Genomic DNA, 15,116 nt, shown 5'->3' with positions numbered 1-15,116 from the left:
TTTGCGTATTAATTAAATGGATTTAACGTAATCATACACAGAAAGTAGCGCTTCATCAAGTTTTGATGCTTCTTTTGCACCTGCCATCGCCATATCTGGACGACCGCCACCTTTACCGCCACAAGCTTCTGCCACCATTTTCACAATATTTCCTGCATGGTAATTGCCACCAACTAAATCTTTTGTGACACCTGCACATAACATCACTTTATCGCCATCAACTGCTCCTAATACGAGAACTGCTTTGGTCATTTTACCTTTTAAATCATCCATCATTTGACGCAGTTGATTATTATCTTTTGCTTCCACTTTTGTTGACAGTACTGTGACATCTCCAAAAGTTTGTGCAGCATCGACAATTGCACCTGCTTGCGCATTAGCAATTTTTTGTGATAATCCTTCATTTTCGCGTTGTAATTCTTTGTAGTCTGCTTGTAAAGCATGCACTTTTGTCACAATATCTTTCGGATTTGCTTTTAATAGTGCTGCTGCATCATTTAACAGCGCCTCTTCTTCTTTCACTGCCTCATACGCTACTTTACCTGTTACAGCCTCAATACGACGTGTTCCTGCGCCAATACCACCTTCAGAAACAATTTTAAAGAAGCCTATTTCAGAAGAACGTTTTACATGGATACCACCACAAAGTTCGATTGAATAATCACCAATGGAAACGACGCGAACGATGTCTCCGTATTTCTCACCGAATAATGCCATTGCGCCCATTGCTCTTGCTTCATCAATCGCTTTTTCTTCAATCACGACTTCAATATCTTCCCACACTTTTTCATTAACAATACGTTCAATTTGTTGTAATTCTTCTTTTGTTACTTGACCAAAGTGAGAGAAGTCGAAACGTAAACGATCTGGGCCAACATACGAGCCTGCTTGGTTTACATGATCTCCTAAAATATCTTTTAGCGCACGTTGCATAATATGTGTTGCTGTATGGTTTTTAATAATGAGATTACGCTCATCACGATTAACAACCGCTTTTACCGCATCTTCAACATGCATCTCACCTGATTCTACAAGTACAGTGTGTAAAGGTTGGCCATTTGGTGCTTTTTGTACATCTTTAACGATTGCCGTAAAACTGTCATTGGCAATTACACCGCTATCTGCGATTTGTCCACCCATTTCAGCATAGAATGGCGTTTTTGCTAAGACAACCAACGCTTCTTGCCCTTCTGAAGCGACCTTCGCTACTTGTCCATTGACAATTATTGCAGCAACTTCAGTTTCTACTGATAATGTATCATAGCCAACAAATTCACTTGCCACTGTTAAGTTTGCTAACACTTCATTTTGCACTTGCATAGAATCGACGTCTTGACGGGCTGCACGTGCACGCTCACGTTGCTCGTTCATAGCCACTTCGAAACCTTCGTGATCTACTTTCATGCCAACTTCTTCCGCATATTCTTCTGTTAATTCAATCGGGAAGCCATAAGTGTCATAAAGACGGAATGCATCTGCACCCGGAATATAATCATGTCCCGCTGCTTTTTGTGCTTCAACAACTTCGTTAAAGATTGCAAGACCGCCATCTAATGTTTCATGGAAGCGAATTTCCTCGTTTTTAATAACACGTTGGATAAATTCACATTTTTCCGTTACTTCTGGGTAGAAATCAACCATAATGGCACCCACTGTAGGTACTAATTCAAACATAAATGGTTTTTCAATGCCAATTTGTTTTGCATAACGTACTGCACGGCGCAGTAAACGACGTAATACATACCCACGCCCCTCATTTGAAGGAAGTGCGCCATCTCCAATAGCAAATGCTACAGTACGAATATGGTCTGCAATCACTTTGAATGGTGTATTAATATCTTCTTCAGAGCCGAAGATTTCACTTAACGCTACTTCACCAGGACGTTTGTATTTTCGATTAGCAAATTGCTCAATTCTTTCAATAATTGGCATAAATAAATCTGTGTCAAAGTTTGTTGGAACATTTTGTACTACAGAAACGATACGTTCTAAGCCCATTCCTGTATCAATATTTTGCTTCGGTAATGGTGTATAAGTACCATCTGGATTGTGGTTGAATTGAGAGAACACTAAGTTCCAAATTTCTAAATAACGCTCGTTTTCACCACCAGGATACATTTCTGGATCATTTTCATCTGTGCCATATTCTTCTCCACGGTCATAGAAAATCTCAGAGTTTGGACCAGATGGACCTTCACCGATGTCCCAGAAGTTGCCTTCTAAACGAATTAAACGTTCTTCTGGAATGCCAATTTCATTATGCCAAACATCATACGCTTCTTGGTCTTCTGGATGAATCGTAATCGATAAAAGCTCAGGATCAAAGCCCATCCACTTTTTATCCGTTAAAAATTCCCATGCATAATGAATAGCTTCTTTTTTGAAGTAATCACCAATAGAGAAGTTCCCTAGCATTTCAAAGAATGTATGGTGGCGCGCTGTTTTCCCTACATTTTCAATATCGTTTGTACGAATTGATTTTTGTGCATTGGTAATACGTGGATTATCAGGAATGATACGACCATCAAAATATGGTTTCAAAGTTGCTACACCTGAGTTAATCCAAAGTAATGAAGGGTCATTAATTGGCACAAGAGGTGCTGACGGTTCATGGTGATGTCCTTTTTCTTTAAAAAATTCTAAATACATACGGCGAATTTCTACTGCTTTCATGTGAAAAGTTCCTCCTCTAATAGTGGAAAATTACGATATGTCTCCGCTTATACGCATAAAAAAGCCCTCATCCCAAAAAGGGACGAGGACTTTGTGTATTGTCTCGCGGTACCACCCTAGTTGTAAGTATCTACATACTTACCTCTTTAGCACTTGTAACGTAAGTGAACGGCAGGGATTAACTGCACTCTGGAGTAGCTTTCGGCACTTGTGGACGTGAGGATTTTTTCAGCCTAGAAATCCCTTTCTTCTACACGCACAAATACTTACTTGTTCCATCATCGTTTTTTCTCTTTTATAACGCACATTATAAAAAAATTATGTTCTTCTGTCAATCATTGCAATACATTAATGGTCATTTTTAAGAAAGTTTTCTACTCGTTGGACAAATTGTTCCCGATTATACGATTGATAAAGCAAGCCTGATAAGCGGACAGGATCTCCGAAGAAAAATCGTTCATATAACGTCTGTCTTGTGCCAAATGTACTCATCGTTAAATCCCATGCTAGGCGGAATTTTTTTACACGCTCTTCTCCACCATCTTTAAATGACTGTAAATAATGCTCTAAGTCACCATCATCTGCGGCAAATGCTTTTTCACTTGGAATGGACATTAATCCGCTTGCACCTAGCAATTGGATAATTTCCGTAAAGGTTGGATAAACTTTCGGGAACACATGAATGGCCACTTGTAATGTTGGCTGATCAGGTCTTAAAAAGCCATAATCATCCCTTTTTGCCTCTAGTTCCGACTTTAGTAATAAAGCCTTCATCGTTTCTAACGACACAATAATGTCCACTACTTTTTGTTGTACATGCTGATAATCGCCGATATTTATCGTATCTACAATGGATTGTACGACACCTAAAACAAATTCAGTTTTAGCAATTTGACGAGATAATACTTGATGTAAGGAATAGGCTTGGAAGCCACTGATATTCATAAAGCTATTTGCGACTTCGTTATTTTCATAATAAAATACGCGCTCCCATGGGACAATGACATTATCAAAAACAACAATGGCATCCATTTCTTCAAAGCGAGCGCTTAATGGATAATCGTATGTCGATTGACCGCCGACAAATGATTGTCGACATAAAAATTTTAAGCCTTTTGTATTACTCGGTATAGAAAAGCCAAAGCCCTTTTCTTTATCAACTCCGTTTGTTGATAACACAAGGAGTTCGTCCGTTATACCACCTTGTGTTGCAAGCAATCTTGCCCCTTTAATTACTAAGCCTTGACTCGTTTTATCTACAATTTTAGCTGCTATGATCACATCTTCATCTTCATAATAAAATCTTTGGCGGTTTACTTGTGGCTCAATAAATGTATGGGTCATAGTTAAATCATTTTCACGTGCATATTCATAAAATTTTAACAAATGATCCGCAAAACAATTGGGCTTACCTTTTAAATATTCAGCTGCTGAGGCTAATGCCATTAATGTGGTGTTCATATAATCAGGACTTCTTCCCATAAATCCATGATTAGATAAAGCCCACTGCCGAGCAGCATGACGTCTTTTCACTAAATCTTCAGCCGTTGTTACTTGCAAAAAGGACATCCCAACCCGCTGCTGACTCGTTGGTGACACATAAGTCAAACTGTCACGTAACTTGTCATCATGCTGCAAATCAAAAAGCTTTGCCTGACTTTGCATAACACCTTTAAATGCAGGATGTTCAGAAACATTACCTGTAACAACTTCCCCATCTATTGATATATACGTTTGCAATGCATCGATGCGTTCAATATATTGCTGGCCTGTAATTGCTGGCATACATTCACCCCTAAAAGATTACCTATGTTTTTAATTCTCATGTAGTATATGACCTTTTAGGCTGAATCGTTCCTTTGCTACTTTTACAAGCTCTAAATACGCAGCCGAAAAAAAAAATAAAGAAGTGTTAGATGGTCAAAGCATTCTAACACTTCTTTACTATGTGGTTGATGCCCGCTACTGCGGTGCTTTGCACTCAGCACACGTAAGCCGCATCCCTCGCTTACGCGCAGAATGCCCTCACGTTGCGTGCGTTCTGAGCAGGAGTCACCGCCTTCACTACCATCAACTAGAATTCAAATGTAAATATCATCTTGTCTAAAGAAGAAGTTTTCAGTTCTTCTCAACACTATCACTTTTAAAAATCATTTGTACTTTTCGCAACGGTTACAATAGTAAAGGCGACTATTGTGTAATTATTGTGCGTAAGGTGAGACCATTTTTTTGTATTGCGCAAGGCTCGTTTGTTGATCGCTGTATAGGCGTTTAATTTGGTATACGTCATCATATGGATTGTTATAACCTGGTCTTGTTGAAAAAGCCATTGCAAACCCAGCTTCTTTTACTGCATAAATTGTATTGGTCGTATATTGTCCAAATGGATAAGCAAATGCTTTCGCTTCAGGAATAATGGTTAAACTGCGCTTCAAGTCTTGTACAACTTCATGATAAGGGATAAGTAGCATTTTACCTTTATTGCCAATCATATCGTGTAAATTATAGGTGTGCGATTCATACGTAAAGACATCTTGCATACTCGCCATGTCTTGCCGTGAAAGTGCCTGTAAATCATTATAATTAAACAGTTGCTCCGCCGGCGAATATTCATTACGATAAGTAATTAAAAATTGTGTTGCCTGAAAGCCATATTTTTTTAATATTGGGTAGGCATATTCTCGTGTAGATAATAAACCATCATCAAAAGTTAGAACAATGGAATATGCAGGCAATGTAATTTCATTGCGCATAAAGCGCAATAAATCCGCCGTACTTACCGTTTCAAATTTTTTATCTTTCAAGTACTTCATTTCATTCGCAAATTGTGTATCGGTCATGGTCGTACTAACGTTTGTAAAGCGTCCAAGTTCATGTGCTTTTAATAAATGGTGATACATCATTACAGGCACACCACGATCTAAAGCTACCTTAGAGCTGTGAATATACCCTTCACGTCCTCCAATCGTAGTCACATACCAATTGGCCTCTTTTCGTAATATAGGGTAACGTCGATTGATATCAAGCTTTGCAAATGGCTGTAACTTATTTGCCGTACGGTCATAAATTTCGCTATTTCCTGAAATCGGAATAAAATATTGATTATTTACCGCATTATCCTTGCCACTATTTTTATAATTAGCTGTATTAACAAACTTTACTTTGGCCTTTTCAGCATAGACAAATGTCTTGCCCCAACGCACTTGAACATATGTTTCATCTCCTACGCTGGCCACTTCAAGTTGCTGACCTTTTAACAGCGTGGCAATTGCCATCGGTTGTTCTCGACGAAGATCATAAAGAATTGTATTTTCTAACGCTTCAATATAACCATTTTGTTTACTCGGTGGTGTGGGTGTTGGCGTGGGTGTTGGTTTTGGCTTTTCACTTGGCTTTGTAGTATCTGTAGTTTGCTGGCCTTTTTCTTCTTTCACAACACTACTATGTACATAACCTAGTCGTCCGTTCACCGCAATTCCATACCAACTGCCCATTTTGCTATAAATAGGAAATTGAACACCTTCTGATAAAGTTGCAAACTGCACTAGCTTATTGCCTGTATTATCATAAATAGGCGTTACTTTTGTTGCTACAATAAAGTCTTTTATTTTAGCAACAGACGGAACAGTATTTTTATATGTAGCGGCAGGGACAACGGTTGTGTAACGTTTATCCACGTATCCGTAATTACCCCCCCAACGAATTTGCCACCAATTGGCTCCATAATCTTTTGTTACTTCAAATGTTTGTCCTGCCGATAATGTTCCGACTTGTTCAAGCGCGCCCGAACGATTATCAAAGACTGTTGCTTCCTCATTCACTTGTATCACAATATTGCTAGCATGTGCCTTTTGTGCAAATGGCAATAACAGCAGAACTAGAAGCATTAATACAATGCGTTTCACTTTCTTCACCTCATAAAGTTTTCATTCATCCATAAAATCGTACGGAGAAATACCGTCCATACCAATCATCGGATGTATAGAAGGAAGCGTTTCTACAGTAAGCTGCAGAACAGCTATAGAAGCCTCTTGTTGGTCTTCTACTTCCTTTGTTTCCCCTGTTATCTCTTCTACTTCCACAACCTCATTAAATGCTTCCATTGGGTTTAGCCTTGCTCGAAGAGAGGTAAATCGTTGCAAATCATCTGTTCGTTGTAAGCCATTCGCTAAGACATCTGGCTCACCGCATAAAATTAAGAAGTTTTTCGCCCGTGTAATACCTGTATACAATAAATTACGACGAAGCATTTTAGAGTAGCCACGCACAACCGGCATAATGACCGTTTGAAACTCTGAGCCCTGTGATTTATGAATAGAACAGCAATAAGCCAATGTTAACTGATTCAAGTCGCTACGTTGGTAAGTAACTTCGATGCCGTCAAATGACACGACTAGCAAATCTTGCTTATCAATCGTTTCTTTTGCTTTAATAATACTGATAACTTCTCCCATATCTCCGTTAAAGACATTACTTTCTGGCTGGTTTACTAGCTGAAGTACTTTATCTTTAATGCGATATGTAACATCGCCAAAGACAAGCTCCTTCCTTGAACCTGTATCATTCGGATTTACTAGATCTTGTATCATTTTATTTAAATTATCAATACCAGCCGGTCCTTTATACATTGGCGCCAAAACTTGAATATTACGGATTTCCTGGCCTTTTGCCACCGCACTTTTTACAACTTGCGTAACAACGTTTGCCACTTGATCTGATGAAGCTTTAATAAATGAACGATCCGATGTTTTCATTGTCAAATCTTGCGGGATAGTACCTCGCTTAATTTGATGGGCAAGCTCAATAATGGTTGAACCTTCCGCTTGTCGATAAACATCTGTCAATTCAACAGTAGGGATTTGTTTTGAGGCAAGTAAATCTTTCAGTACTTGGCCTGGTCCTACTGGAGGTAACTGATCCTGATCTCCTACAAATACGACTTGAACATCCTCATGCAAGGATTTTAATAATTGATGGGCAAGCCATGTATCCACCATCGACATTTCATCGACAATAATCAGTTTACCAGTTACTTCACGCTCCGTTTCTTCTTCTTTCTCCTGCCCAGTAAAGCCTAGCAAGCGGTGAATTGTCATAGCTGGTAATTCCGTTGATTCTGCTAAGCGTTTAGCAGCTCGACCTGTTGGCGCACATAAAATAATCGGGAATGGCTCTTCTTTTTGTGCATACTCCTTAGGATTGAGCGATAGGCCATGAAGCTTGGCGTATACTTCTACGATACCTCTGACAACTGTCGTTTTCCCTGTTCCAGGACCTCCCGTTAGTATCATCACAGCCGAATTAAGCGCTTGTTCAATCGCATTTGCTTGCGTTTCAGCATATGTAACATTGAGAAACGCTTCCGTATCACCGATAGCCTTGCGAATTTCATCTTTACTAAAATGTTTCGCCTGACTATTGCGTTCAGTTAAGGCAATAATTTTTGATGCAATGCCAATCTCTGAAAAATAGAGGGATGGCAAATATAGTCTTGTTTCTTCACCGTATATTTTATTGTCATCGCGCATTTCAATACATGCTTTAGAAATTGCTTCAAATGGAATTTCTTGACGCTGGCTTTGCTCAAGCATACCTTTTACTTGCGGTAATACATGCTCTGCATCTAAAAATACATGACCATCCGATAATGCAGCTGTATTTAGAATATGTAAAATAGCCGCCTTAATACGGTCTGGGTGATTGCCCGTAATACCTAATTTTGCACCAAGCTCATCTGCCCGGAAAAACCCAACACCATCGACATCTTCAATAAGTCGATACGGATTTTCCGTCAAAAAATCAATCGTTTCTGTACGATACGTTTGATAAATTTTCATACCGAGTTGTGGGCCAAATCCCCATTCGTTCAGTTGGATCATAACCCGTTCCAAGCCAAGATTTTGCTCAATCGTACGATGGATAACTTCCTTTTTTTCCGCAGATAAACGAGGTACTGCATCAAGGACATTCGGATCTTCTAATATACGACGGATTGCATTTGCACCAAGTTTTTCAACAATTGTTTCAGCGGTTTTCTTGCCAATTCCAACGAATAAGTCACTTGATAAGTAGTGAACGATTCCTTGCTCAGTAGCGGGCACTTCTTTCGTAAACGTCTCAACTTGAAATTGTACACCATATTTTGGATGTTGTCTCATAATACCTGTAAAACGGTATTGTTCATCCATTTGCAGTTGAGGAAAATAACCAACTACTATAATTTCCTTATCGTCATATTGCAAATTGGTTTCTTGAATTTTCACCCGTACGATAGAGTACATATTTTGCGAATTATGAAAAATGGAGACAATAGGACGTCCGAGAATAAATAGCTTATTCAGCTCAAATAAATTCAGATTTTCAGTCATTATCGATTCGCCCCTTCTCATTGATTTCAATCTTTTTATTTTACCACAGCAAGTTAAGAAAAATCGTTTTATCAACAAAATCCTAAAAATTTTTAACATAATTTTGACAAATGATGATTTACCGCTATTTTAACACTAAGCATGCTATGATATTAATTATGAACTCGTTGTTTGGAAGGAATGTGGAGCGATTGGAATTTAGACCATGCATTGATTTACACGATGGCAAAGTAAAACAAATTGTTGGAAGTACGCTAGGGCACACAGATCAAGCAGTGATTGAAAATTTTATTTCTGATTATGACGCGAGCTATTATGCGAAGATGTTTGCTGACGACCACTTAGTGGGTGGTCATGTGATTATGCTTGGCAGTGGCAATGAACAAGCCGCATTAGCCGCCTTGTCTGCTTATCCTGGTGGCTTACAAGTAGGGGGGGGCATTACTTCAGAAAACGCAAAAAAATACATAGATGCTGGTGCTTCGCATGTTATTGTGACCTCTTATATTTTTCATGATGGCAAACTAGATGTACAGCGTTTAGAACAACTTGTACAGGCGATTGGTAAAAAACACTTGGTGATCGATTTGAGTTGCAAAATGCGCGATGATAAATGGTTTGTTGTGACAGATAAATGGACGAAATTTAGTGACTTTGAAGTGAACGCAAAGACCATTGCCTATATCGAGCAATTTTGTGATGAGTTATTAATACACGCTGTCGACGTAGAAGGAAAAAAAGGTGGTATGCAGGAAAGTCTTGTGCAAGACTTAGCTGCTTGGACATCCATTCCAACAACTTATGCGGGCGGTGTGCGGTCTTTGGCCGATTTAGAAAAATTTAAAACTATATCCAATGGTAAGCTTCATGTCACAATTGGGAGCTCTCTTTCAATTTTCGGAGGAGATTTACCATATAAAGAAGTTGTACACTATTGTAAAAAAGGCGGGATACTGTGAAACTTATTTATAATGAATATGTATTTCCATTTAAAGAGACCAATTTAGAACGAATTATTGATGGCAAATATTTCAAAGTAAATACATTAGATGACTCTTTATCATTACAAATCCAATTGGATAACGAACAAATGTTACTGGAGTTTTCTAAATCATTAAAAGCAACTTGTAGCTTTCTGCGCGATCAAGAAACAGAGCCTTATATCGGCACTTATATCGACTTACAATTATTTGTTGATGAATTTAATAAGCGTTACAATTTAAATGCTAAAATTATTGTTTAACATTACGTAGACACAATACTTCGAGAGCTCCATCTTTCGAAATATTGTGTTTTTTTACTAGCGAATCGTCACTATACTTGAGGTGCATAGTAAAAGTAGAGCACAAATTTTTCATTATCCCGTCTTTTTGATAAGCTTGCATGTAGCAATACTACTTTAGCCAACATGGCAAGAATGACTTTTCGAAAGAAAGGATTTATTAAACTATGAAAAATGAACTGGAAGCTATTACTTATAAAACACTTCAAACTGAACTTACTCGCTTCTTTTTGGCTTATAGATCTGCAATTAACGAAATTGAAACGAAAATTAATATTCTACAAGAAGAATTTAAACTTATTCATGAATATAATCCAATTGAACATGTCTCTACTCGATTAAAATCACCCAAAAGCATATTAATCAAAATGCAAAAAAAAGAGCTCCTTCCTGACATCGCTAGTATTCGCGACAACATTCGTGATATAGCGGGCGTCCGCATTACATGCTCTTTTGTCGAAGATATTTATAAAATAAGTGCGATGCTGCAAGCGCAAAATGATATTGAAGTCGTCGAAGTAAAAGATTATATTGCTTATCCGAAAGATAATGGCTATCAAAGCTTGCACCTTATTATTAAAATTCCAATTTTTATGTCTGACCGAATGGAAAAAGTCTATACGGAAATACAAATACGAACGATTGCAATGGATTTTTGGGCAAGTCTTGAACATAAAATTTACTATAAATATAACAAAGAGGTACCCGCACATATTCGCATGGAATTAAAAGAAGCAGCACTACAAGCTGCTGAATTAGATCGTAAAATGGAACGACTTAATAAGGAAATCAATATTTTAAAGGCCAACGAACAAGAGCCATCACTTTTAGAAACAACACCGATTGCCCATTTAGCACAATATTTATCGCAGCTCACATTTGATAAGACAGTTAAAGATAGCAAATAATGACTCAAGCTGAACAAAAGAGAAAAAGTGTTAGATTGACTGAAATCAATCTAACACTTTTCACACCGTTGATGTCTGCTACGGCGGTGCTTTCCGCAGGAGTCACTGCCTTCGCTACCATCAACTAGAGTTCTATTCTTGCAAAAGAAAGAATGGGTGACAACTTTGTCCTTGTTTCATATCTTCAAGTTTAGCCTCACCAGCTTTAATTAAATCGTTGGGCAATCATATCGTAAATATAACGTGCTTGGTCATATTCTGGTTGAATCGTAAATGCCTGCTTCAAATGATACATCGCGTCTTCTGTTTGTTCAGTAGAGACTGCATATAAAACTCCTAAATTATAATGAGCATCTGCATTATTCCAATCCTGTTCGATTAAATAATCTAATTCCTTTTTACCTTCTTCAAACATTTCTAATGCACAGAGCACGATTGCATATGCCAGGCGAATTTGTGTATCATCGGGCGCAATTTCAGCCGCTCGTTGTAAATAAGGCAATGCAAGCTTCGGATTTTCCATTCGCTCAAAACATTTCCCCATCATATAATAGACATCAGCACCTGCTATTTTGTGCTGTACCGCGTGCTCATATAGTTTTAACGCCTCTGCATATCGTTCAGCATTATAATATAAATTGGCTAAACCATAATACGCAGTAGCAGCTGTTTCATCTACAGTTATTGCCTTTTGAAAGAAACGTTCAGCTCGCTCTGTATCATCTAATACAGCTAATAAATTCCCAAAGTTCACATAACCAATCGCATTGTCCGGCTCTGCTTCAATTGCTTGGGTAAATAGTTGTGCAGCTTCCTCATACCGCTTCTCTTGAAAAGCCTGAATGCCCTGCTCATTAAAATCCAAATTCATTCACCTCTATGTAGCGAAAAGACTGCAAATCTTATCGCTTTTTCATTCTAGTATATTGCAGTCGTTTCACATTTTATCCAACATATGTTAGTTTTTCGTTATTTTTAAAAACTTCATCGATTGTTCCGCCACCTAAGCAAACTTCTCCGTCATATAAAACAACAGCTTGTCCTGGTGTAATGGCACGAACTGGTTCAGCAAACACAATATGTGTACGACCGTCTTCTAAAATTTCTACCTCTACAGGTGTATCTGTTTGGCGGTAGCGGAATTTCGCAGTACATGAAAATTTCCCGGGCAATTTTTTTGTCGAAGTATAGCCCATTTTCACAGCTGTTAATGATGTTGAATACAATGCATCGTTATGGAATCCTTGTCCGACAAGCAATACATTGCGTTCTAAATCTTTTCCAAGTACGAACCAAGGCTCACCGTCTCCACCTATGCCAAGGCCATGTCGTTGCCCTAATGTATAGTACATTAAACCATCATGTTGGCCCATGACAACGCCATCCATTGTTTCCATTTTTCCAGGCTGAGCAGGTAAGTATTGACTTAAAAATTCTTTGAAATTACGCTCTCCAATAAAGCAAATTCCTGTAGAATCCTTTTTCTTAGCTGTAGCAAGACCAGCCTCTTCTGCAATCTTACGCACTTCTTTTTTCTCAATATCTCCGATTGGGAACATAACGTGCGCTAATTGCTCTTGTGATAATTGGTTCAGGAAATATGTTTGATCCTTATTGTCATCAATACCACGGAGCATACGGACTTCGCCATCAGCACTACGATCAATGCGTGCATAATGACCTGTTGCTAAATAATCAGCACCAAGATCCATGGCATGTTCTAGGAATGCTTTAAATTTAATTTCCTTATTGCACATAACATCTGGATTTGGTGTACGTCCTGCTTTATATTCTTCTAAAAAGTATGTGAAAACTTTATCCCAATATTGCTTTTCAAAATTGACTGCATAATAAGGAATGCCAATTTGATTACATACTTTAATTACATCTTCATAATCTTCTGTTGCTGTACAAACGCCATTTTCGTCCGTATCATCCCAGTTTTTCATAAAAATACCAATAACTTCATATCCTTGTTGCTTTAATAAATAGGCAGCAACAGAAGAGTCTACCCCACCTGACATGCCGACGACGACACGAATTTGTGAAGGGTCACGTGTTTCGATCATTGTGGTCACCTTTTCTTTTTTCAATTCATTTAAACCGAATATTGCATTGCGCGAACAAAGCATCGATTGACATTATAAAATAGCCAAATTATTTTGCGAGCTTTTTCACAATTGCCGCTGTTTTTTCTGCTGCTTGGCGCACAGCCTCTTCCGTTAAGCCTTGTCCAAAGCTAAAGCGTATTGAGTTACGTAACTCCTCTGCACCTTGTCCATACATGGCAACTAACACATGTGAAGGATCAATTGTACCTGCTGTGCAGGCAGAACCGCTCGATGCATAAATACCAGCCATATCAAGGTTTACTAAAAATGACTCTACCTCTGTATTAGCAAAGCTGACGTTCAAGACGTGTGGAAGGACTTGTTCAGTATCGCCGTTCACATGAAATACTAGCTTCTCCTGTGTAAAGACTTCAAGCATAATTTGTTTAAAGCGATTGTACAGTGTTCGCTTATCATCGCGCAACTCACTTGCATTTTGAGCTGCGGTTGCAAAGCCTATGACAGCAGGTATATTTTCAGTACCTGCACGGCGTTTTTTCTCTTGAGCACCGCCAAGCGCATAACTAGCAAGAGGTGTACCTGTTTTCTGATAAAGGAAGCCAATTCCTTTTGGCCCATTTATTTTATGGGCAGATACACTTAATAAATCAACTTGTAAAGCTTCAACATTAATTGTCTCTAAGCCATAAGCTTGCACAGCATCTGTATGGAACGTCGCCTTATGCTCACGCAACAACTCACCTATTTCAGCAATTGGCTGAATTGAACCGACTTCGTTATTACCATACATAATGGTTACGAGAATAGTATCTTCACGAAGCGCTTCTTTCACCGCTTCTACCGTGATTCGTCCATTGGTATCCACTGGCAAATACGTCACTTCAAATCCATCACGCTCTAACTTCTCACAAGTATGTAACACCGCATGATGTTCAATCTGAGTTGTAATGATATGCTTTCCTTCAGCAGCACGGGCTGTCACCGTTCCAATAATCGCTGTATTATCTGCCTCTGTACCGCCGCTTGTTAAAATAATTTCCCCTGACTTAGCACCTATCGATTGTGCAAGAACATCTCGCGCATTGTCTAAATATTTACGCGCCTCTCGTCCTGCCCCGTGAATACTCGACGCGTTGCCATATACATTACGCATCGCTAAGGTCATGGCGTCTATTACCTTGTCATTCATTGGCGATGTCGCTGCATGATCAAGATAGATGTATGAATTCATGTTGAAAACTCCTTTATACGCAAACACTAAAGCACGGTTAATGATAGCGCCGTTTGTTCATGGTTTATCCTTTAAAGTGCTTTAGCATAAAAATTTTAAATATAGAACATATAGCCGTCTACTACATTTTCTTCTGTATGCTGGGCTAAATCTTCAATCGATGTTGTATCTAACACGTTTTTCACCGCATCTCGGATTCGAAGCCAAAGCTCACGTTGAGGTGCTTCCTCATTTTCGATACCCTCTACTGGCTGAATTGGCCCTTCTAAAACACTGATTACATTGGCTGCAGAGATTTCACTTGGTGGATTTGCAAGCATATAACCACCATAAGCACCGCGCACACTTTTTACTAACCCTGAATTGCGCAATGGCGATACAAGTTGCTCTAAGTAAGCTTCTGACAGCTCCTTTTCAGCAGCAATTTTACGCAGTGGTATTGGCCCTTCCCCATAATGTTTTGCCAATTCAATCATAATCGTGAGACCGTAACGGCCCTTTGTCGAAATTTTCATTTTATCACCCTCAATTAGTCTAGTCAAAATACTACCAACAGTATATCATAATCTCCGCTTGAAGAAC

At 38.7% G+C, this 15,116-nt stretch carries 11 protein-coding genes; 3 read left to right on the top strand and 8 right to left on the bottom strand.

What is annotated here, in order from left to right:
* Positions 1-12: 12 nt before the first annotated feature.
* From alaS to recD2, 4 genes are all read right to left on the bottom strand, one after another.
* Entirely contained in the window at positions 13-2,673 is a 2,661-nt protein-coding gene (alaS, locus tag ACIQXI_RS02195) for an alanine--tRNA ligase (protein WP_402921183.1), read from the bottom strand.
* A 348-nt stretch (positions 2,674-3,021) separates the two neighbouring features.
* Positions 3,022-4,458 (bottom strand): 4-hydroxyphenylacetate 3-monooxygenase, oxygenase component, encoded by a 1,437-nt coding sequence (gene hpaB / locus ACIQXI_RS02190; protein WP_402921180.1) that lies wholly within the window; start codon positions 4,456-4,458, stop codon positions 3,022-3,024.
* Between the two features lie 416 nt (positions 4,459-4,874).
* Positions 4,875-6,578, bottom strand: a complete 1,704-nt coding sequence (locus ACIQXI_RS02185) for a polysaccharide deacetylase family protein (RefSeq protein ID WP_402921177.1) — start codon at positions 6,576-6,578, stop codon at positions 4,875-4,877.
* Between the two features lie 21 nt (positions 6,579-6,599).
* A complete protein-coding gene (recD2, locus tag ACIQXI_RS02180; RefSeq protein ID WP_402921174.1) occupies positions 6,600-9,041 on the bottom strand; it encodes an SF1B family DNA helicase RecD2 in 2,442 nt (813 codons plus the stop codon).
* Between the two features lie 191 nt (positions 9,042-9,232).
* On the opposite strand from recD2, the gene hisA reads away from it, so the two are divergent.
* The 3 genes from hisA to ACIQXI_RS02165 all read left to right on the top strand — a co-directional run bounded on the left by hisA (position 9,233) and on the right by ACIQXI_RS02165 (position 11,231).
* On the top strand, positions 9,233-10,000 hold the full coding sequence (gene hisA, locus ACIQXI_RS02175) for a phosphoribosylformimino-5-aminoimidazole carboxamide ribotide isomerase (RefSeq protein WP_402921172.1): 768 nt from the start codon (positions 9,233-9,235) through the stop codon (positions 9,998-10,000).
* Complete coding sequence (locus tag ACIQXI_RS02170) at positions 9,997-10,284, top strand: hypothetical protein (RefSeq protein WP_402921169.1); 288 nt, start codon at positions 9,997-9,999, stop codon at positions 10,282-10,284. The genes hisA and ACIQXI_RS02170 overlap by 4 nt, the downstream gene beginning before the upstream one ends.
* Positions 10,285-10,490: 206 nt before the next feature.
* Entirely contained in the window at positions 10,491-11,231 is a 741-nt protein-coding gene (locus ACIQXI_RS02165) for a GTP pyrophosphokinase (RefSeq protein ID WP_402921166.1), read from the top strand.
* 205 nt (positions 11,232-11,436) lie between these two features.
* Here ACIQXI_RS02165 and ACIQXI_RS02160 read toward each other — a convergent pair whose 3' ends face one another.
* The 4 genes from ACIQXI_RS02160 to cymR all read right to left on the bottom strand — a co-directional run bounded on the left by ACIQXI_RS02160 (position 11,437) and on the right by cymR (position 15,049).
* On the bottom strand, positions 11,437-12,096 hold the full coding sequence (locus ACIQXI_RS02160; protein ID WP_402921163.1) for a tetratricopeptide repeat protein: 660 nt from the start codon (positions 12,094-12,096) through the stop codon (positions 11,437-11,439).
* A gap of 79 nt (positions 12,097-12,175) precedes the next feature.
* Positions 12,176-13,300, bottom strand: coding sequence for a tRNA 2-thiouridine(34) synthase MnmA (gene mnmA / locus ACIQXI_RS02155; protein ID WP_402921160.1), 1,125 nt, complete (start codon positions 13,298-13,300; stop codon positions 12,176-12,178).
* Between the two features lie 88 nt (positions 13,301-13,388).
* Entirely contained in the window at positions 13,389-14,534 is a 1,146-nt protein-coding gene (locus tag ACIQXI_RS02150; protein WP_402921157.1) for a cysteine desulfurase family protein, read from the bottom strand.
* Between the two features lie 95 nt (positions 14,535-14,629).
* A complete protein-coding gene (gene cymR / locus ACIQXI_RS02145) occupies positions 14,630-15,049 on the bottom strand; it encodes a cysteine metabolism transcriptional regulator CymR (RefSeq protein WP_402921154.1) in 420 nt (139 codons plus the stop codon).
* Positions 15,050-15,116 lie beyond the last annotated feature (67 nt).

It is taken from the genome of Lysinibacillus sp. NPDC097195 (genome assembly GCF_044762075.1).
GTDB lineage: Bacteria > Bacillota > Bacilli > Bacillales_A > Planococcaceae > Lysinibacillus.
Note: the sequence above shows the minus strand (reverse complement) of the source record. Positions and strands in the feature narration are given on the sequence as shown.

What these genes read in the sequence shown, in the direction of transcription:
- alaS (WP_402921183.1), bottom strand. Translation starts at nt 2,673, where the DNA reads ATGAAAGCAGTAGAAATTCGCCGTATGTATTTAGAATTTTTTAAAGAA.
- hpaB (WP_402921180.1), bottom strand. Translation starts at nt 4,458, where the DNA reads ATGCCAGCAATTACAGGCCAGCAATATATTGAACGCATCGATGCATTG.
- recD2 (WP_402921174.1), bottom strand. Translation starts at nt 9,041, where the DNA reads ATGACTGAAAATCTGAATTTATTTGAGCTGAATAAGCTATTTATTCTC.
- ACIQXI_RS02165 (WP_402921166.1), top strand. Translation starts at nt 10,491, where the DNA reads ATGAAAAATGAACTGGAAGCTATTACTTATAAAACACTTCAAACTGAA.
- mnmA (WP_402921160.1), bottom strand. Translation starts at nt 13,300, where the DNA reads ATGATCGAAACACGTGACCCTTCACAAATTCGTGTCGTCGTCGGCATG.
- ACIQXI_RS02150 (WP_402921157.1), bottom strand. Translation starts at nt 14,534, where the DNA reads ATGAATTCATACATCTATCTTGATCATGCAGCGACATCGCCAATGAAT.
- cymR (WP_402921154.1), bottom strand. Translation starts at nt 15,049, where the DNA reads ATGAAAATTTCGACAAAGGGCCGTTACGGTCTCACGATTATGATTGAA.